Here is a 17975-nt window from a genome sequence, read left to right as displayed (position 1 = left end):
TGCATGAACTGGTGTGGTGAGTCGCAAGGCGAGTCGGTATTGTTGCGATTGATTATTATTCGTCGTTCAGGTGTGATCGTCATGCGCACAGAGGGCCTTGCGGTATCGTCCTGCGCAGGGTCACGTCTGCCTTCGCTTGAGTGCGAGATCCTTTTCTTCATTTCGGAGTACTGCATGACCGTCTCGTCGACTGCTTTTACTGCTCGTGGCATGACCCGTCCTGCATGGTTCAAACAGGGCCTGATGGCGACCTTGGCGGTAGCGCTGATGGGGGCTTCCCTGTCTGCCGAGGCACGCAGTGTCGAGACGGCCTACGGTGAGCTGGATATCGAGGGCACGCCGCAGCGTGTCGTCACCCTGTACGAAGGCGCGCTGGATGTGGCCGTCGCCAGTCAGGTGACGCCGCTGGGTGCCGTGACCACGCGCGGCGGTGATGGCGTGGCGAGCTATATCCAGCCGCAGGTGCCGGACATCAAGATCGTCGGCACGCCGCGTGAATTCAATCTCGAGTCGATCGTGGCGCTCAAGCCGGACCTGATCCTGGCACCGCCGGGCCTCGACAAGACCCAATACCAGCTGATGTCGCGTCTGGCACCGACCATCGTGCCGAGCGCTTCGGCGCTGAGCCAGCAGGGCTGGAAGGAGCAGAGTCGCGTCTATGCCGAGGCGCTGGGCGAGACGGCCGAAGCGGAACTCGAGACACGTCTGGCCGCCATCGACGCGCACACCGCGCGTCTGAAGGCCGAGATGACCACCCCGGAAACCGCCAGTCTGGTGCGTCGCATGCCGGGTGGCCTGATGGCGATGTCCGATCAGCTGTTCGCGACCGGCCTGATGGCGGCCAGCGGCTATGAGCTGGTCGGCGGTGATCTGGTCAAGCCGGGTCGTCCGCATTCCGATCCGCTCAGTGACGAGAACATGGCACGCATCGATGCGCAGACCATCTTCCTCGCCACCCTGGACGACTCCTCTGATGCCGCGGTCGACGCCCTGGCGGCACAACCGGCCTTCCAGCGCCTCGAGACAGCGGACCGCGACAGCCTGGTCGGCGTGAATGGCCAGCTGTGGACCAGCGCCAGCGGCCCGTTGGCAGCGGAAGCGTTGCTGAAGGATATCGACCGGGCGCGCGATGATGGCTAGTCGCAGTCATGTCGGTGCACGACGTTTGACCCCTGCGCAGGCAGGGGACCACCCGCAACCGCGACGCGGGAGGGGATATGCAGGCTGAAGAGACCTCTCCACAGATCCGCAGGCCACGCGCACATGCCGCCCGGATGACCCACAAGGTCTCCGGGCGTCTTGCGTTGCGTCAGGCGATGCCGCTGGCCTGCCTGAGTGCCCTGCTGACCTGTCTGGCCAGCCTGCTGTGGGGGGCTGGCGATATCGGCCCCTGGCAGGCACTGCAGGTGCTGGCCGGACAGGGCAGTGATCAGGCGCGCTTCGTGGTGCTCGAGCTGCGCGCGCCGCGTACCCTGATTGGCATGGTGGTCGGCATGATGCTCGCCTGTGGCGGCGCCCTGATGCAGGTGGTAGCACGCAACCCGCTGGCGGAGCCGGGCTTGCTGGGCGTGAGTGCCGGGGCCTCCTTTGCCGTGGCCGTGGCGTTGCTGCTGGGGATGGAAGCGGCCGGCATGCACGTGATGGTGGCGCAGAGTGGTGCGCTGATGGGGTGTCTGTTCGTGATGAGCACCGTGAGAATGAGCGGCGCACGTCAGGACCCGGTACGACTGGTGCTGGCCGGTGCGGCGTTGTCGAGCCTGCTGGTGGCGCTGACGTCTCTGGCCTTGCTGATCGATCAGCGCGCGGCCGATGAGATCCGCTTCTGGGTGATCGGCAGTCTGGCCGGACGCTCGCTGGAGGCGCTTTACAGCAGCATGCCCAGTATCCTGATCTCGCTGCTGCTGACGCTGTGGCTGGCGCGGCCGCTCTCCGCGATGGTGCTGGGTGAGCAGGTCGCCAGTGGCCTGGGCCATCATCCCAAGCGCGTGCGCAAGGTCGCGATCCTGGTGGTGGCTCTGCTGGTCGGTGCCGCGACGGCACTGGCCGGACCAGTGGCCTTCGTTGGCCTCGCCGTGCCCTATGTGGCGCGTGCGCTGTGCGGCGCCGATGTCCGGCGTACGCTGTGGCTGTGCCTGCCGCTTGGGGTGACCATGCTGCTGAGCGCCGATGTGGTCTCGCGACTGGTCGTGCCGCCTTCGGAGCTGCCGCTGGGGGTACTGACGACCCTGATGGGCGCGCCCGTGCTGATCGCCGTGGTGCGTGCCCGCCGTCTGCCCACCCTGTAGCGACTGGTGCCTCTGGCGCCTGCGGCGTGAACGATGATGGAGGCCAGCCTGGCGCGCATGCCGGCGCCATCGCCTCATTGCTTGAATCGACCGGCCCTGTCAGGTGTTGCCCTGGCAGGGCCTTGTTTGGAATCGATGATGTCTAGACCTTCACCGCTTGACCCCCTCAGCTCGGCCCCCACCGGCACGCTCTGGTGGCGACATGGCAAGCTGTCCCTGCTGCTGTTGCGTGCGCCGTTGCTGGCGGCCGGAATGCTGCTGTTGGCGCTGCTGATGGCCAGTGTTGCCTCGCTGATGCTGGGCAGTGCCGGCCTTGGGCCGTGGGATGCCTTCAAGGCGGCCTTCGGGTACGGCGAGTTCGCTACCGTCTTCGTGGTGCAGGAATTGCGACTGCCGCGCCTGCTGGCCGGTATCGCCACGGGCGCTGCCTTCTCGCTGGCGGGCTGCCTGATGCAGACCCTGGCCGGCAACCGTCTGGCGACGCCGGGAATCATCGGTATCGACAATGGCGCGACCGCCTTCGCGGTGGCCTCCGTGGTCGGGATGGGGATCTCGCTGGCGCCGCCGGTCATGGCGCTGAGCGGTGCCGTGATCGCCACTGCGCTGGCTTTCGGGCTCTCCGGCGGCATCGGCACGCGCGGGTATCGCTTCCTGGTCGCCGGCATCGGGGTCGGGGCGCTGTTCAGTGCCGGGACGCAGCTGATGTTGGCAAGAGTCTCCATCGATGTCGCCAACAGTGCCTATCCGTGGACGGTTGGCAGCCTCAATGCGCGTGATGCCGATTCGCTCACCTGGCTAGGGCTGACCTTGCTGATCGGCGTGTCGATCGCTCTCTGGTTGGGGCGCGGGCTGAATACGCTGCGCTTCACCGACCGCGTGGCGATCGGACTGGGACAGCCGGTGTCGCGTGTACGCCTGATCACGCTGTGGCTGTCGGTCGTGCTGACGGCGGCGGCCGTCGCAGTGGCCGGGCCGGTAGGCATGGTGGCGCTGGTGGGCCCCGAGATCGCACGCTACCTGTCGCGCCACAAGGGCGTACCGCTGCTGGCCTCGGCGCTGGCCGGCGCGCTGGTGATGGTGCTGGCAGACCTCGCCGGGCGTACCCTGCTGTCGCCGCTGGAAATCCCGGTCGGTATCGTGATGGCCGTGGTCGGCAGCCCTTATCTGCTGTGGATACTGCTGCGCAGCCCGCGCTAGCCGTTGCCCCTATTATCCTGCTGAGCGGCTCAGGGCCAGCCCTTGCCGCTCAGCGTCGCACGACATGTTTCAGCGGCTGATGATGTTCCAGCGGCCGATGATGTTTCAGGAGAGTGCGCCATGAGCGCTGAGACGATGCTTGATCCGCGAGCGATGAATTCCCCGGCCGATCGCCACGCCGCGGCTACCACCGACACCCTGCGAGCGAATGAGCTGTCGCTCGGCTATGGCGCGCGCCAGCGCCATGTCAGCGTGATCGATTCGCTGACCCTGGGGTTGCCCGACGGCAAGGTGACGGCGATCGTCGGGCCCAACGGCTGTGGCAAGTCGACACTGCTGGCAGGGCTGGCTCGGCTGCAACTGCCTGAGTCAGGCGCGGTGTTGCTGGAGGGCAAGGACATTCACGCCTACAAGCGGCGCGAGGTGGCGCAGCGCATCGCCCTGCTGCCCCAGGAGACGCATTCGCCCGAGGGGGTGACGGTGCATGAGCTGGTGCGCTTTGGCCGCCAGCCCTATCAGGGCGCGCTGAGCCAGTGGTCTGAGGAGGATCAGCGTCTGGTGGCCGAGGCAATGGCTGCCGCTGATATCGAAAGCCTGGCGGACCGTGAGCTTGCCTCGATGTCCGGTGGACAGCGTCAGCGCGCCTGGATCGCCATGGCGCTGGCGCAGCAGACACCCTTGCTGCTGCTGGATGAGCCGACCTCGGCGCTGGATCTCGGTCACCAGATCGAAGTCTTCGAGCTGATCCAGCGTCTGGCCCATGAAGAGGGCAAGACCATCGTGATGGTGGTGCATGACCTGGCCAGCGCCTGCCGCTATGCCGACCACATCGTGGCCATGCACGCAGGCCAGGTGATCGCCAGCGGCGCGCCCGCCGAGGTGGTGACGCCGGAGCTGGTGCGCAAGCTCTATGGGGTCGAGTGTCGCCTGATTCCCGATCCGGACACCGGCACGCCGCTGCTGATTGGCGTGCGGCGCACCAGCGAGCGCCTGAGCGGCAGTGCGACCTGAGCCCGGGGGCGGCGGACGCTGTGACGCCTGCGTAGCTCGCTGCCGGGCCTTGTGCAGGCCTGAAAGAGGGGCTTGAGAAGGACTGAGAGGGCGGCTTGAGAGGGTGACTTGAGAGGGCGTTCTGCCTCTGACGGAAAATGCCAACCAGAACAGATCGCCCACAAACAGAAAGGCCTCCCCGAAGGGAGGCCTTTCTGTCACGAATATGGTGGAGGCGACGGGAGTCGAACCCGTGTCCGCCGGCACTCCGCCTTCGGCTCTACATGCTTAGTTTCATTTTTTGATTTAACACCACTGCCGCCAATGAACAGGCTACAGCGATGCGATTCTCTGAGTTTTAATCTCGACCTTAGAGACGTCGGCCAAGACGATCCTGTTTATACGGGCTCGTTCTCCATCCACCTTGAACAGGCGCAACGGTTTCAGGAGCAGCTTATGCAGCTAGAGCGTAGTTGTCGTCGTTTGCGACTATATATTTGCAACGTTTTATTTACGAGATACGTTACGATCTCGGCATGCACCTCAGGGTTTGCCACCAGCGTCGAATGCCAGAACGCCCCCATAACAGTGTTACCACTTTACTGCGTTGCTACGTCTTCATCATAACAGGTGGGGACTGTGCTACGCCAGTTCAAGTGTTCAGGAAAATTTCTGGCCTGACAGTAGCTTGCTGGCGTGAGCTCCCTCACGCTGCCCTCAGCGGTCGCGCAGGATACGGGCTTTCTGACGGTTCCAGTCGCGGTCCTTCTCGGTGGCACGCTTGTCGTGCAGCTTCTTGCCTTCCACCAGCGCGATCTCGCACTTCACGATCGCATTCTTCCAGTACAGCTTGACCGGCACACAGGTGTGGCCCTTGTCCTGGGTGCGCGAGAAGATGCGTGCAATCTGCTTCTTGTGCAACAGCAATTTGCGCGTGCGCTGCGGGTCCGCCACCGCGTGGGTATTGGCGGTTTCCAGCGGATGGATGTGGCAACCCAGCAGCCAGGCTTCGGCATTCTTGATCACGATATAGGTATCGGTCAGCTGGCCCTTGCCTGCGCGCAGCGCCTTCACTTCCCAGCCTGCCAGTACCAGACCCGCTTCGAAGGTTTCCTCGATGTGGTACTCGTGGCGTGCCTTCTTGTTCTGGGCGATCAGGTTGCCGCCCTGTTCGGGTTTCTTTTTCTTGCCCATGTTGCCTCATTTGTCGTGTGCGCCTGCCGTCATCCAGTGTGGATATGGCACATCCTTCTGGATGGGGGGAGGCGTGTTACCATTCAAGGCCAGACGGCACTTCGTGCGCCGGCCCATTGTTCATGATACGCATGCTGCGTATCCAAGTCAGCGGAGAGCTAGATGCCTACGGTCAACCGGTCTGCCCTGGTGCGGCATTCGGCCCGGGCAATGTTCGATCTGGTCAATGATTTCGAGCGTTATCCCGAATTCCTGTCCGGCTGCAGCAACGCGGAATTGCTGGAACGTGATGAGGACCATCTCAAGGGCAGGCTCACCCTGTCCAAGGCAGGCATGCAGCAGAGCTTCGTCACGCGCAATGACCTGTATGCCCCCGAGCGGATAGAGCTGAATCTGGTCGATGGCCCCTTCAAGCGTCTGCAGGGGACCTGGCTGTTCACGCCACTGGGCGAAGACGCCTGCAAGGTTTCACTGGAGATGGACTTCGAGTTCAGCAATCGTCTGCTGGGCATGGCGTTCGGCAAGCTGTTCAGCCAGGTCGCCGCTCAGATGGTCGAGGCCTTCACGCGCCGCGCTGACCAGATCTATACCCAGCGCTGACACATGGCCGTTGGCCAGGGTGGAACGCCGCGCAGGGGGTGTATATAAGGTGGCGAGAGCAAAGGAGCAGACATGACAGACAGAATCACGGTCGAGGTGGCCTATGCGCTGCCCGACAAGCAGAAGATCGTCTCGCTGGCGGTCGCCCCCGGCACCACGGCGCGCGAGGCCGTGCGCATGGCGCGCCTGGAGCAGCACTTTCCGACGATTTCCGCCGAGGTGTTTCTCGAGGCGGACCTGGGTATCTTCGGCAAGGCGCTGCGCAAGCCCGATGAGCATGTGCTGGACGCCGGGGATCGTGTCGAGGTCTATCGTGCCTTGATCACCGACCCCAAGCTTGCGCGCAAACGGCGCGCCGACAAGGCTGCTCGCGCCGGCCAGTAAGACGATGGCCGGCGAGAATCAAAAACAACGGGGCACCTTGAGAGGTGCCCCGTTGTTTTTCCGGCTTGTCACTGAGTGAATAGGACAGTGATCAGCGCTCTTCAGGCAGGTCGGCTGCGCCTGCCTTGGATTCAGCACGGTTAGGCTGTGCCGCGCGAGGGTCGATGTCCAGGTCCGGCACGATGACGGTTTCCTGGTCGATGTCGCCACTCTTGTCGATGTTGGAGAGTGAATCGCCTGCGAAGGTCAACGTCACACGCTTGTTGATGATTTCGCCATCCGCTTTCTTGAGGCGATAGACGTAGTCCCAGCTATCCTCACTGAAGGGGGCGGTCAGCAGCGGTGAGCCCATCACGTAGATGACCTGTTCGCGGCTCATGCCCGGCTTCAATTGCTCGACCATTTCCGGCTTGATCAGGTTGCCCTGAGGAAGGTCGCGCTTGTAGACGCTGAAGTAGCTGCACCCGGTGAGCAGCGACAGGGCGCTGCAAAAGGCGACTGTTTTGATCAAGTTTTGCATTTGCCCTGAAGATTCCCTATCGTTTTGCCTTGGCCGATCATACCTGATACATCAAGCGACTGCGAAGAGTACCCCAGCATGGCCGATCAGAACCATGAACTGCGCAAGGCGGGACTCAAGGTGACCCTACCGCGAGTCAAGATCCTGCAGATCCTCGAGAAATCGACGGATCGACACCTGAGTGCCGAGGACGTGTACAAGGCGTTGCTTGAGGCTGGCGAAGATGTCGGTCTGGCGACGGTTTATCGTGTGCTCACCCAGTTTGAAACAGCGGGACTGGTGATGCGCCACAACTTCGATGGCGGTCACGCTGTCTTCGAACTGTCCCAGGAAGAACACCATGACCACATGGTATGTCTGGACAGCGGCGAGATCATAGAGTTCTGTGATCCCGAGATCGAGCGCCGTCAGCGCGAGATCGTCGAGGAGCACGGCTATGAGCTGGTCGAGCATGCGCTAGTGCTCTACGTGCGCCCCAAGGGTGACAAGAGCGATAGCTGACGCGGGTTGCGTCAGGGATGACGTGGCCGGAGAGCCTTCTCCGGCCAGAGACACGAACGGCCGCCCTCAAGGGCGGCCGTTCGTGTCTCTGGCGTTCATTTTTCCTCGATCCATGACTCCAGCGCTCGTCTTGCCGGGGAGTGTCATTGGACGAATGGACGTCAGCAGCGGTGCATGGAGGTCGACGGCAGCGTTCAGTGGCGGCTGTCGGCAGCGCCCAGCATCTCGCGGGCATGGGCGAGGGTCTGCTCGGAAAGGTGAATGCCGCCCAGCATGCGTGCCAGCTCGCGCACGCGGCCGCATTCATCCAGCAGCGCCATGTGGGTGCGGGTCGTGTCCTTCTCTGCCTGCTTCTCTATATGCAGGTGCTGATGCGCCTGTGCGGCGACCTGCGGCAGGTGAGTGACGGTCAGCACCTGCCCCTTGTCGCCCAGCCGACGCAACAGTTGACCGACGATCTCGGCGGTAGCGCCGGAGATGCCGACATCGACTTCATCGAAGACCAGGCTGGGGATGGTCGAGCGACTGGCGGCCACGACCTGGATCGCCAGCGACACACGCGAGAGCTCGCCGCCGGAGGCGACCTTGGCCAGCGCACGTGGCGGCTGGCCCGGGTTGGCGCTGATGCGGAAGTGGATACGCTCCATGCCTTCCGGTTGCGGACGCTCTCGCGCCTCGATGGCGACCTCGAAGGTGGCCTTGCCCATGCCCAGGAAGGCCAGCTGATCCTGGATGTCGCTGGCCAGTTGCGGGGCGGCAGTGGCGCGTCTGGCGCTCACCTCACTCGCCAGCCCCTTCCAGGCCTCGCGACGCTGAGCCACTTCTTCGCGCAAGGCTTCGATGGCCTCCTCATCGCCACCCAGGCCGTCGAGTTCTTCGCTCAGGCGCTGATGAAGGCCATGCAGCTCGTCCGGCATCACATGATGCTTGCGCGCGATATGATGGATGCGGCTCAGGCGCTCATCGACGAAGGCGAGGCGCTCGGGGTCGAGTTCGGTGACTTCCACGAAGCGGTGCAGCTCACGCGCCGCTTCCTCTATCTGGATGCGCGCTTCCTCGAGCATGCCCAGCGCACTGGCCAGTGAGCCGTGCTCGTTGCCCGGCAGATGCGCCAGGCGGGCCAGGGCCTGGTTGAGGCGAGACAGCGCACCTTCTTCGTCGTGATCACAGCACTCGGCGGCGGACTGCGCCTCGGCCAGAATCTGCTCGGCATTGGCCAGCGTTTCCTGCTCCTGCTCCAGGGCTCCCAGTTCCCCTTCGCATAGCGCCAGTTCATCGAGCTCCTCGACCTGATAGCGCAGCAGCTGGCGGCGCGCACGCACTTCATCGCCATCATTGCTCATGCGCTTGAGACGACGATGCGCCTCCTGCCAGTGACGGAAGTCCTCGCGCAGCTGGGCGGCCTGAGTCTCCAGGCCCGCATATTCGTCGAGCTGACGCAGGTGCGTCTCTTCCTTGAGCAGGGAGTGATGGGCGTGCTGGGAGTGGATGTCGATCAGGTGCTCGCCCAGCTCGCGAAGGTCGGCGATGGTGCAGGGTGTGCCGTTGATCCAGGCCTTTGAGCGGCCGCTGGCGGTGATGACGCGACGCAGCAGGCAGTCGTCGCTGCCCAGTTCGCGTTCATCCAGCCACTGGCGAGCGTCGTCAAGCTCACTGATATCGAAGCGCGCGATGAGGTCGGCGCGGTCGGCGCCATGGCGCACGCTGCCGGCATCGGCACGCTCGCCCAGGCACAGGCCGAGGGCGCCGAGCAGGATGGACTTGCCGGCACCGGTCTCGCCGGTGATGGCGGTCATGCCGCGGCGGAAATCGAGTTCCAGCGTTTCGACGATGGCAAAATCTTGGATGGCGAGTTGCAGCAGCATGACTACCTCCGAGGGGGCTTTGACGTACGCCGTGCTGGGGGAACATCAGCGGACCCGGACTCGATGGGCGGGCTACGGTGTCGCCATACAGTATGTTTATACAGTGAGCATGGCTTTTTATACAGCACGTTCGGGTGGCCTTCAATCCATGCCGGGTTCAGTGGGGAGAAAAGCCCGCGGCAAGGCTTGAGAAGCGATGTGCTGTCCCCATATAGAGGCACTGACACTTTCAGTCGGCAGCAATGGCCTGGCCTTGCTGCCTCTCAAGGCAACTCATGGCCTGTCTGTCAGCCAGTGCGTGTGATGCTTCGCGACACGCTCAGCAGGCCACGAATCAGGGCAATGGCGCATAGACGCCGGCCCGCAGGAGATCAGCATGGCTCAGGACCCGCAGACCCCGATGGATGAAGAGCTTCAGCGTGCCGCTCGCGATGCCGAGCCGCAGCCGGAAACGCCGGAAGGTGAAGTGATCGACAACGTACTGGATGCCGACGATACCGGCGGCGAAGGTACTCTGGTGGACAACCCGGAAGCCGAGATGCTGGCCGCTCAGGTCGAAGAGCTTGAGCAGGCCGTGAAGGAAGCCAAGGACCAGGCGCTGCGCGCGGCTGCCGATGCGCAGAACGCGCGCCGTCGTGCCGAGCAGGACGCCGAGAAGGCGCGCAAGTTCGCGCTGGAGAAGTTCGTCAAGGAAATGCTGCCGGTGGTGGATTCCCTCGAGAAGGCGCTGGAATCCATGTCGGGTGACGAAGCGGCCAAGACCCACGTCGAAGGCATCGAGATGACCTTGAAAATGCAGCTGGATGCCCTGAACAAGTCAGGCGTCGAGCAGCTGGACCCGCACGGCGAGCCCTTCGATCCGGAATACCATCAGGCTGTCGCCATGGTGCCGTCCCCGGACGCGGAACCGAACAGCGTCATCGACGTGATGCAGAAGGGTTACACCCTCAATGGCCGCCTGGTGCGTCCGGCGATGGTGGCAGTCAGCAAGGCCTCATGAGGCCTGCGCGCTCCCAGCGCCCAGTCGGCGTTGGATCGCGCCCTGTGGGGGCTCAGGGCGATCCGGCCCGGGAAAATTTGCCCGGCCGGGTCTTGAAACCCTGACACGCGACCCCATCTAGAGAAACAAGTTCAGGCACCGACACAAGGTGCCGACATCCAGACTTATCTTTCAGGCTAGCAATAGATTCGAGGTATACGATTATGGGACGCATCATCGGTATTGACTTGGGAACTACCAACTCCTGTGTGGCAGTGCTCGACGGCGAGAAAACCAAGGTCATCGAAAACGCTGAAGGCGGTCGCACCACACCGTCCATCATCGCTTACACCGACGACAACGAGATTCTGGTCGGCCAGTCGGCCAAGCGTCAGGCAGTGACCAACCCGGAGAACACCCTCTTCGCGGTCAAGCGTCTGATCGGTCGCAAGTTCAAGGATGATGTGGTTCAGAAAGACATCAAGATGGTGCCATACAAGATTGTCGAAGCCGACAACGGCGACGCCTGGGTGCAGGTGAAAGACAAGAAGATGGCACCGCCGCAGATCAGTGCGGAAATCCTCAAGAAGATGAAGAAGACCGCGGAAGACTACCTCGGTGAAGAAGTCACCGAAGCCGTCATCACCGTTCCGGCCTACTTCAACGATTCCCAGCGTCAGGCGACCAAGGATGCCGGCCGCATCGCGGGTCTCGACGTCAAGCGCATCATCAACGAGCCGACTGCCGCAGCCCTCGCCTACGGTATGGACAAGTCCCGTGGTGACAAGACCATCGCGGTCTACGACCTGGGCGGCGGTACCTTCGATATCTCCATCATCGAAGTCGCCGACGTCGACGGTGAGACCCAGTTCGAAGTGCTCGCCACCAACGGCGACACCTTCCTGGGCGGTGAAGATTTCGACATGCACCTGATCAACTACCTGGTTGACCAGTTCAAGGCAGACAGCGGTATCGACCTGTCCGGCGACAACCTCGCCATGCAGCGTCTGAAGGAAGCCGCCGAGAAGGCCAAGATCGAACTGTCCAGCGCTCAGCAGACCGACGTGAACCTGCCGTACATCACGGCTGACAACACCGGTCCGAAGCACCTGAACGTCAAGGTGACTCGTTCCAAGCTCGAGTCTCTGGTCGACGACCTGGTCGCACGCTCCCTGAAGCCGTGCCAGACCGCGCTGTCCGACGCCGGCCTGTCCGCCTCCGAGATCGACGACGTCATCCTGGTCGGTGGTCAGACCCGCATGCCGCTGGTGCAGTCCAAGGTAGCCGAGTTCTTCGGCAAGGAAGCACGCAAGGACGTCAACCCGGATGAAGCGGTCGCTGTCGGTGCCGGCATCCAGGGCGGCGTGCTGGGCGGCGACGTCAAGGACGTGCTGCTGCTGGACGTGACGCCGCTGACCCTCGGTATCGAGACCATGGGTGGCGTGCTGACGCCGCTGATCGAGAAGAACACCACCATCCCGACCAAGAAGTCTCAGGTGTTCTCCACCGCTGAAGACAACCAGGGCGCGGTGACCATCCACGTCCTGCAGGGTGAGCGCAAGCAGGCCGCGCAGAACAAGTCTCTGGGTCGCTTCGACCTGGCCGACATTCCGCCGGCACCGCGCGGTGTGCCACAGATCGAAGTCGCCTTCGATCTGGATGCCAACGGTATCCTGAACGTGTCCGCCAAGGACAAGGCGACCGGCAAGGAACAGTCCATCGTCATCAAGTCTTCCGGCGGCCTGTCCGACGACGAGATCGAGCAGATGGTGCGTGACGCGGAAGCCAACGCCGACGAAGACAAGAAGTTCGAGGAAATGGTCCAGCTGCGCAATCAGGCCGACGGCATGATTCACGCGACCAAGAAGACCCTGACCGAAGCCGGTGACAAGGCTGAAGCCAGCGAGAAGGAAGCCATCGAGACGGCGATCTCCGAGCTGGAAGAAGCCCTGAAAGGCGATGACAAGGATGCGATCCAGGCCAAGCTGGATGCACTGACCGAAGCGTCCGGCAACCTGGCGCAGAAGCTCTACGCCGAGCAGGGCGCCCAGGGGGAGCAGGCTGCCGAAGGTCAGGCTGGCAAGAAGCAGGACGACGACGTGGTTGACGCCGAGTACGAGGAAGTCAACGACGACAAGAAGTCCTGAGGGATTTCTTGAACGACGTCTGATGACAGCGCGGGAGCCTTGTGAAGGTGTCCCGCGTTGTCGTTTGCATCGGTGGCGCCTTGCGCTAGCCGCGAGCCACCGGTGACAACCGGCATTCCAGAACAGACCGGCAGCCTCAGGCTGCCAGCAATCCAGGCGGACCTGATCCATGTCCAAGCGTGATTATTACGAAGTGCTTGGTGTCGAGCGTGGCGCCGACACCAAGGACATCAAGAAGGCGTACCGACGCCTGGCCCAGAAGCATCACCCGGACCGCAACCCGGATGATGAAACTTCGGCCGAGAAGTTCCGGGAAGTCTCTGAAGCCTACGAAGTGCTGTCCGACGCTGACAAGCGCGCCGCCTATGACCAGTTCGGTCATGCCGGTGTCGATGGTCAGGGCGGCGGCGGCTTCGGTGGCGGCGGCTTTGGCGGTGGTGGTGCCGGCGGCTTCGGCGATGTGTTCGGCGATGTCTTCGGTGACATCTTCGGTGGCGGCGGTGGTCGTCGCAACCCGAACGCTCCGCAGCGCGGCAGCGACCTGCGTTACAACCTGGATCTCGATCTGGAATCGGCGGTTGCCGGTACCACGGTCGACATCCGCGTGCCGCGTCTGGCGGCCTGTGACCACTGCGATGGCGATGGTGCCGAGCCGGGTTCCAGCAAGGAAACCTGCCCGACCTGCAATGGCATGGGCAAGGTGCGCATGCAGCAGGGCTTCTTCGCGGTCGAGCAGGCGTGTCCGACCTGCCACGGTCGTGGCGAGAAGATCAGCGTGCCGTGCCGCAAGTGTCACGGCGAAGGCCGCGTCCAGGAATCCAAGACCCTCTCGGTCAAGATTCCGCCGGGCGTCGATACTGGCGACCGCATCCGTCTGAATGGCGAAGGCGAGGGCGGTGTCAATGGCGGGCCGTCCGGTGATCTGTATGTGCAGGTCAACCTGCGCGAGCACGAGATCTTCAAGCGCGATGGTCGTCACCTGCAGTGTGAAGTGCCGATCAGCTTCGTCGATGCGGCGCTGGGCGGCGAGCTCAACGTGCCGACCCTCGACGGACGTGTCGTGCTGAAGATTCCGGCCGAGACCCAGACCGGCAAGCTGTTCCGCCTGCGCGGCAAGGGTGTCAAGCCGGTGCGCGGCGGCCCCGCGGGGGACCTGCTGTGCAAGGTGGTCATCGAGACCCCGGTCAGCCTGAATGAAGAGCAGAAGGAGCTGCTGCGTCAGTTCCAGCAGAGCCTCGGTGATACCGGCAAGAGCCATTCACCGAAGGAGAACAGCTTCTTCGATGGCGTGAAGAAGTTCTTCGAGGACATGAAGCCCTAGGCATTCGCCTTGCCATTCGCGGGCCAGTTCCGTGGATGGCCTTCATGCCAGAGAGCCCCGCACTCGACAATTCGAGTGCGGGGCTCTCGCGTTTCAGGCCCGGTGACTCAGTCCAGCAATTCAGTCCAGTAACGCAGCCCGGGGCATGGCTATTGCGGCGCTGATTCAGCCGTGAAGGCTTCTGGTTCGATGACCGCAAAGCAGCTCAGCAGCGTGGTCTGGAAGCTGCTGAAGTTGTCATCCGAGATCATCAGGAAGCGATTGCCTTCCAGATGCGTGAGCCCTTCGAAGTTGTCCAGCGACCAGCCGTCGCCGCTCGACAGGCGTGCCAGGGTGCGTACCTCGGCCTGGGTGCCGGGCTCGCCGAGATGCGCGCGGCGCAGACTGATCACCAGCGGGAAGGGCGGTGAGAAGGCGCGCTCCAGCATCAGCATGTCACCGTCGGGCAGCATCTCCATCGCGGTCAGGCTCGAGCCGGTGTCGCTGGCCAGCGGGTAGCTCCACTCGTGCTTGTCGTCGAGGCTGAAGATGCGCGTCATGCCCTCGCTCATGCCCTCGGGCGTGGCTTCCAGCCCGGCGAGCATGCCGTATTGCGGGTGCAGGGTCAGGGCCTCCATGCCGTTGTTGGGCGCCGCGCCACGCGCACCCATCGGGGTGAAGGGCTCGCTGACGGCCAGGCCGCTGGGCAGGAAGTGCTCGACACGTGGCTGCTGCTCGAAGCTGATCACCAGGCGGGAATCGCCGCGGCGGTCATTGTTCGCGCGCAGCAGCTGCAGGCCCTCGGCATCACTGAGGGCGCCGCGCAGCGAGACATCGGTCTCGTCGCGCAGGGTGTAGGTATTGAGCGCCTTGGCTCCGACCAGCTCGCCATGGCGGAAGGCGAGCCGCAGACGATGCAGCCAGCCGCGGTCCGACACGGCATACAGCAGTGACTCGTCCTGGTCCCAGCCGATGTCCGACAGGCCACCGACGGGAGTGTCATCCAGCCATTTGCCCGGCAGCCTGAGCGTGCCGCACCACTGGATTTCCGGGAACTCGCTCTTCTGCTCCGGCGATGCCAGCGTGTAGGGGCGCGGGTGGACGCCGCAGGCGCTCAACAGGCTGGCGAGCGCTGCGGTGACAGCGATGGTCTGGAGCATGCGCCAGCGGCGCGAGGCGAAGAATTGGCGTGCAGGCATGCTGACTCCGGAGACTGGGCGGTGAAGAGAAAAATGACGATCAACAGGAGACAACCCGGTACGAGGCTACTCTAGCGCGTAACCGGCACAAATACATGACGTCAGCCAACGCTGCAGGCGGCTGATATACTCGTGGCACAGCATAGGTGGCACGCTCGGGGCATGCTCGCGGGCTGTCACCCTCAAGACCCACAACAGGCAGGAGTCAGCATGACCCGTATCGCAATCATGGGCGTCGCCGGACGCATGGGACGCACGTTGGTCGAGGCCGTCGGTGCAGTGGAAGGTCTGACGCTGGCGGCGGGCATCGTCGAATCCGGCAGCTCCCTGGCGGGCGTCGACATCGGTGAGCTGGCCGGTCAGGGCCGTCTGGGCGTGGTCGCCAGCGACAGTCTGGCTGCCGTGGTGGATGACTTCGATGTGGTGATCGACTTCACCGCACCGCAGGTGACACTGGCCAACCTGGCGCTGTGCGCCGAGCACGGCAAGCGCATGGTGATCGGCACGACCGGTTTCACGCCGGAGCAGCTCGAGCAGCTGGATGGCTACCGTGACAGCGTGCCCTTCGTGTTCGCGGCCAACATGAGTTCCGGCGTCAACCTGACCCTCAAGCTGCTGGAGACCGCCGCGCGTGCCCTGGGCGATGCCGGCTATGACATCGAGATCATCGAGGCGCACCACCGTCACAAGGTCGATGCCCCGTCCGGCACGGCGCTGGCGATGGGCGAGGCCGTGGCACATTCCATCGGGCGTGATCTCGCCACCCATGGTGTCTTTGCGCGTGAAGGCCAGTGTGGCCCGCGTACCGACAAGGAAATCGGCTTCGCTACCGTGCGTGCCGGTGACATCGTCGGCGAGCACACCGTGATGTTCGCCACCGAAGGCGAGCGCATCGAGATCACCCACAAGGCGTCGAGCCGCATGACCTTCGCCAAGGGTGCGGCACGCGCGGCCGAATGGCTGTCAGGGCGTGAAGTCGGCCGCTATGACATGCAGGATGTGCTGGGGCTCAAGTGAGCGAAGTGGAGAGCAAAGGGGCAAGCGGAATGCAGAGCGAAGCGCTGAGATGACCGTCTGGCGACATTCAGGAGCATTTCTTGAAAGCTGTCTTGGTGGGCAGGATGCGGCGCAAGTGTGAGCCATTGGGGCCGCCTTGTGCCGCTGGACTGCCTCGCTTTGCAAGTGGTGTGCAGTGTCCTGGCCCGGCCAAGGGTTTCGTCAAGCTGACCGCAGCGACGAAACGGCCGTATCGTGGGCCTTGTCGCCTGCTGGCGGGGCATGCGCGGGGTGGTCAGCACTCAAGGATTCCGGTAATCTCTACCCAATTTGGCCACGTTCTTGGCCGCCCTATTGGTTGCCGTTTTGGCAGCGCTCGGGCCAGCAGCATTCCGAAGAATGATAACAAGCGGGATGAAACCTGATTTTTCGGTTTCGTCCCGCTTTTTTGCAACCTGAATTTGCCGCTTCTGGCGCGCGTCTGTCCAGTGACAGGCGCCTGGCAGAAGTCGGCAGCGGGACACAGGCTCGGCGAATGCCGAGCACGATAATCAAGCAGCATGTCCGGTGTTCGACCGCGGATTCCGGGCAGGAAAGTGGACACTATGGGGAGGACGTTGCGTTGATCAAACCCGCGATACTGGCCTTGGAAGACGGCAGTGTATTTCACGGCAGCGCCATCGGTGCTGATGGGCAGACCAGCGGCGAGGTAGTGTTCAACACTGCCATGACCGGCTACCAGGAAATCCTGACCGATCCCTCCTACACCCGACAGATCGTCACTCTGACGTATCCGCACATCGGCAATACCGGCATCAACGACGAGGACACCGAGTCCGGCAGCGTCGCAGCCGCCGGCCTGGTCATCCGCGACCTCCCGCTGCTGGCCAGCAACTTCCGCTCCACTCGCTCCCTCGATCAGTACCTGCGCGACGAGAATGTCGTCGGCATCGCTGACATCGACACGCGTCGCCTGACGCGCATCCTGCGCGAGAAGGGTTCCCTGAACGGTGCCATCCTCGCCGGTGAAGATGCCCAGGGTGATGACGCCGTGGAACGCGCGCTGGAAGCGGCACGCGCCTTCCCGGGTCTGAAGGGCATGGACCTGGCCAAGGAAGCCTCCTGCAGCGAGCAGTTCGAGTGGCACGAAGGCGAATGGACACTGGGCGAAGGCTACGCCGATACCCGTGAGTCCGAACGCCCCTTCCACGTGGTCGCCTACGACTACGGCGTCAAGCACAACATCCTGCGCATGCTGGCCTCCCGCGGCTGCCGCCTGACCGTCGTGCCGGCGCAGACGCCTGCCGCTGAGGTGCTGGCGCTCAATCCGGATGGCATCTTCCTGTCCAACGGCCCGGGTGACCCCGAGCCCTGCGACTACGCCATCACGGCGATTCGTGAAGTGCTCGAGACCGACACGCCGGTCTTCGGCATCTGTCTGGGCCACCAGCTGCTGGCACTGGCCTCCGGCGCGACTACGGTCAAGATGGGCCACGGTCACCACGGTGCGAACCACCCGGTGCAGGACCTCGACAGCGGTGTGGTGATGATCACCAGCCAGAACCACGGCTTCGCAGTGGATGAAGCGGGCATGCCCAGCAACCTGCGCGCGACCCACAAGTCGCTGTTTGACGGTAGCCTGCAGGGCATCGAGCGCACCGACCGCCCGGCCTTCAGCTTCCAGGGGCACCCGGAAGCCAGTCCCGGCCCGCAGGACGTCGCCCCGCTGTTCGATCGTTTCATCGAGATGATGCGCGCGCGACGCTGAGCCGAGCGCAGGCCCGAGGGCCTGATCCATCGTTGAGTTCAGTCACCAGA

At 63.5% G+C, this 17975-nt stretch carries 16 protein-coding genes and 1 other RNA gene; 12 read left to right on the top strand and 5 right to left on the bottom strand.

Translation table 11 applies throughout. The features are described from left to right. Positions 1 to 210: 210 nt before the first annotated feature. The 4 genes from QQF40_RS05230 to QQF40_RS05215 all read left to right on the top strand — a co-directional run bounded on the left by QQF40_RS05230 (position 211) and on the right by QQF40_RS05215 (position 4493). Positions 211 to 1140, top strand: coding sequence for an ABC transporter substrate-binding protein (locus QQF40_RS05230; RefSeq protein WP_175089027.1), 930 nt, complete (start codon positions 211 to 213; stop codon positions 1138 to 1140). Between the two features lie 176 nt (positions 1141 to 1316). Further along, entirely contained in the window at positions 1317 to 2285 is a 969-nt protein-coding gene (locus QQF40_RS05225; RefSeq protein WP_285460740.1) for a FecCD family ABC transporter permease, read from the top strand. Positions 2286 to 2423: 138 nt separating this feature from the next. Then, positions 2424 to 3482: a FecCD family ABC transporter permease gene (locus QQF40_RS05220; RefSeq protein ID WP_285460645.1), complete on the top strand. Its 1059-nt coding sequence runs from the start codon at positions 2424 to 2426 to the stop codon at positions 3480 to 3482. A gap of 153 nt (positions 3483 to 3635) precedes the next feature. Then, entirely contained in the window at positions 3636 to 4493 is an 858-nt protein-coding gene (locus tag QQF40_RS05215) for an ABC transporter ATP-binding protein (RefSeq protein ID WP_285460739.1), read from the top strand. Positions 4494 to 4699: 206 nt separating this feature from the next. On the opposite strand, the gene ssrA is transcribed toward QQF40_RS05215, so the two are convergent. After that, positions 4700 to 5054: a transfer-messenger RNA gene (ssrA, locus tag QQF40_RS05210) on the bottom strand. Positions 5055 to 5189: 135 nt separating this feature from the next. Then, entirely contained in the window at positions 5190 to 5666 is a 477-nt protein-coding gene (gene smpB / locus QQF40_RS05205) for an SsrA-binding protein SmpB (RefSeq protein WP_043333345.1), read from the bottom strand. 162 nt (positions 5667 to 5828) lie between these two features. Between smpB and QQF40_RS05200 the strand changes: the two genes are divergently transcribed. Continuing rightward, positions 5829 to 6266, top strand: coding sequence for a type II toxin-antitoxin system RatA family toxin (locus QQF40_RS05200; RefSeq protein ID WP_043333347.1), 438 nt, complete (start codon positions 5829 to 5831; stop codon positions 6264 to 6266). Between the two features lie 72 nt (positions 6267 to 6338). Next, positions 6339 to 6650 carry an RnfH family protein gene (locus QQF40_RS05195; protein ID WP_175089029.1) on the top strand — a complete coding sequence of 104 codons (312 nt, stop codon included), beginning with the start codon at positions 6339 to 6341 and terminating at the stop codon, positions 6648 to 6650. Positions 6651 to 6741: 91 nt separating this feature from the next. Here the strand turns inward: QQF40_RS05195 and QQF40_RS05190 are convergent, their stop codons facing one another. Next, positions 6742 to 7170: an outer membrane protein assembly factor BamE gene (locus QQF40_RS05190; RefSeq protein WP_166019032.1), complete on the bottom strand. Its 429-nt coding sequence runs from the start codon at positions 7168 to 7170 to the stop codon at positions 6742 to 6744. 78 nt (positions 7171 to 7248) lie between these two features. On the opposite strand from QQF40_RS05190, the gene fur reads away from it, so the two are divergent. After that, positions 7249 to 7671 carry a ferric iron uptake transcriptional regulator gene (gene fur, locus QQF40_RS05185; RefSeq protein WP_043333352.1) on the top strand — a complete coding sequence of 141 codons (423 nt, stop codon included), beginning with the start codon at positions 7249 to 7251 and terminating at the stop codon, positions 7669 to 7671. A 194-nt stretch (positions 7672 to 7865) separates the two neighbouring features. On the opposite strand, the gene recN is transcribed toward fur, so the two are convergent. Next, on the bottom strand, positions 7866 to 9536 hold the full coding sequence (gene recN, locus QQF40_RS05180; RefSeq protein ID WP_285460644.1) for a DNA repair protein RecN: 1671 nt from the start codon (positions 9534 to 9536) through the stop codon (positions 7866 to 7868). Between the two features lie 376 nt (positions 9537 to 9912). Here recN and grpE point away from each other — a divergent pair, with 376 nt between their 5' ends. The 3 genes from grpE (at position 9913) to dnaJ (ending at position 13983) form a co-directional block, all read left to right on the top strand. Beyond that, the gene (gene grpE, locus QQF40_RS05175) at positions 9913 to 10536 is read left to right on the top strand and encodes a nucleotide exchange factor GrpE (RefSeq protein ID WP_175089031.1); all 624 of its coding nucleotides are present in this window, start codon (positions 9913 to 9915) and stop codon (positions 10534 to 10536) included. Positions 10537 to 10739: 203 nt separating this feature from the next. Continuing rightward, complete coding sequence (gene dnaK / locus QQF40_RS05170; protein ID WP_175089032.1) at positions 10740 to 12662, top strand: molecular chaperone DnaK; 1923 nt, start codon at positions 10740 to 10742, stop codon at positions 12660 to 12662. Between the two features lie 169 nt (positions 12663 to 12831). Then, entirely contained in the window at positions 12832 to 13983 is a 1152-nt protein-coding gene (dnaJ, locus tag QQF40_RS05165) for a molecular chaperone DnaJ (protein WP_175089033.1), read from the top strand. Positions 13984 to 14132: 149 nt separating this feature from the next. Here the strand turns inward: dnaJ and QQF40_RS05160 are convergent, their stop codons facing one another. Continuing rightward, positions 14133 to 15161, bottom strand: coding sequence for an esterase-like activity of phytase family protein (locus QQF40_RS05160; RefSeq protein WP_285460643.1), 1029 nt, complete (start codon positions 15159 to 15161; stop codon positions 14133 to 14135). Positions 15162 to 15371: 210 nt separating this feature from the next. On the opposite strand from QQF40_RS05160, the gene dapB reads away from it, so the two are divergent. Further along, a complete protein-coding gene (gene dapB / locus QQF40_RS05155; protein WP_043333367.1) occupies positions 15372 to 16178 on the top strand; it encodes a 4-hydroxy-tetrahydrodipicolinate reductase in 807 nt (268 codons plus the stop codon). A gap of 601 nt (positions 16179 to 16779) precedes the next feature. After that, positions 16780 to 17925 (top strand): glutamine-hydrolyzing carbamoyl-phosphate synthase small subunit, encoded by a 1146-nt coding sequence (carA, locus tag QQF40_RS05150; protein WP_285460642.1) that lies wholly within the window; start codon positions 16780 to 16782, stop codon positions 17923 to 17925. Positions 17926 to 17975 lie beyond the last annotated feature (50 nt).

The organism is Cobetia sp. LC6 (assembly GCF_030264805.1).
In the GTDB taxonomy this organism is placed as follows: Bacteria; Pseudomonadota; Gammaproteobacteria; order Pseudomonadales; family Halomonadaceae; genus Cobetia.
This window is presented reverse-complemented; position numbering and strand designations above follow the sequence as displayed.

Excerpts from the sequence above, each read along its gene's own strand:
- QQF40_RS05220 (WP_285460645.1), top strand. The coding sequence starts at position 2,424 with ATGTCTAGACCTTCACCGCTTGACCCCCTCAGCTCGGCCCCCACCGGC.
- QQF40_RS05195 (WP_175089029.1), top strand. The coding sequence starts at position 6,339 with ATGACAGACAGAATCACGGTCGAGGTGGCCTATGCGCTGCCCGACAAG.
- QQF40_RS05200 (WP_043333347.1), top strand. The coding sequence starts at position 5,829 with ATGCCTACGGTCAACCGGTCTGCCCTGGTGCGGCATTCGGCCCGGGCA.
- QQF40_RS05215 (WP_285460739.1), top strand. The coding sequence starts at position 3,636 with ATGAATTCCCCGGCCGATCGCCACGCCGCGGCTACCACCGACACCCTG.
- grpE (WP_175089031.1), top strand. The coding sequence starts at position 9,913 with ATGGCTCAGGACCCGCAGACCCCGATGGATGAAGAGCTTCAGCGTGCC.
- fur (WP_043333352.1), top strand. The coding sequence starts at position 7,249 with ATGGCCGATCAGAACCATGAACTGCGCAAGGCGGGACTCAAGGTGACC.
- QQF40_RS05190 (WP_166019032.1), bottom strand. The coding sequence starts at position 7,170 with ATGCAAAACTTGATCAAAACAGTCGCCTTTTGCAGCGCCCTGTCGCTG.
- recN (WP_285460644.1), bottom strand. The coding sequence starts at position 9,536 with ATGCTGCTGCAACTCGCCATCCAAGATTTTGCCATCGTCGAAACGCTG.
- dnaK (WP_175089032.1), top strand. The coding sequence starts at position 10,740 with ATGGGACGCATCATCGGTATTGACTTGGGAACTACCAACTCCTGTGTG.
- dnaJ (WP_175089033.1), top strand. The coding sequence starts at position 12,832 with ATGTCCAAGCGTGATTATTACGAAGTGCTTGGTGTCGAGCGTGGCGCC.
- smpB (WP_043333345.1), bottom strand. The coding sequence starts at position 5,666 with ATGGGCAAGAAAAAGAAACCCGAACAGGGCGGCAACCTGATCGCCCAG.
- QQF40_RS05225 (WP_285460740.1), top strand. The coding sequence starts at position 1,317 with ATGCCGCTGGCCTGCCTGAGTGCCCTGCTGACCTGTCTGGCCAGCCTG.
- QQF40_RS05160 (WP_285460643.1), bottom strand. The coding sequence starts at position 15,161 with ATGCCTGCACGCCAATTCTTCGCCTCGCGCCGCTGGCGCATGCTCCAG.
- QQF40_RS05230 (WP_175089027.1), top strand. The coding sequence starts at position 211 with ATGACCCGTCCTGCATGGTTCAAACAGGGCCTGATGGCGACCTTGGCG.
- dapB (WP_043333367.1), top strand. The coding sequence starts at position 15,372 with ATGACCCGTATCGCAATCATGGGCGTCGCCGGACGCATGGGACGCACG.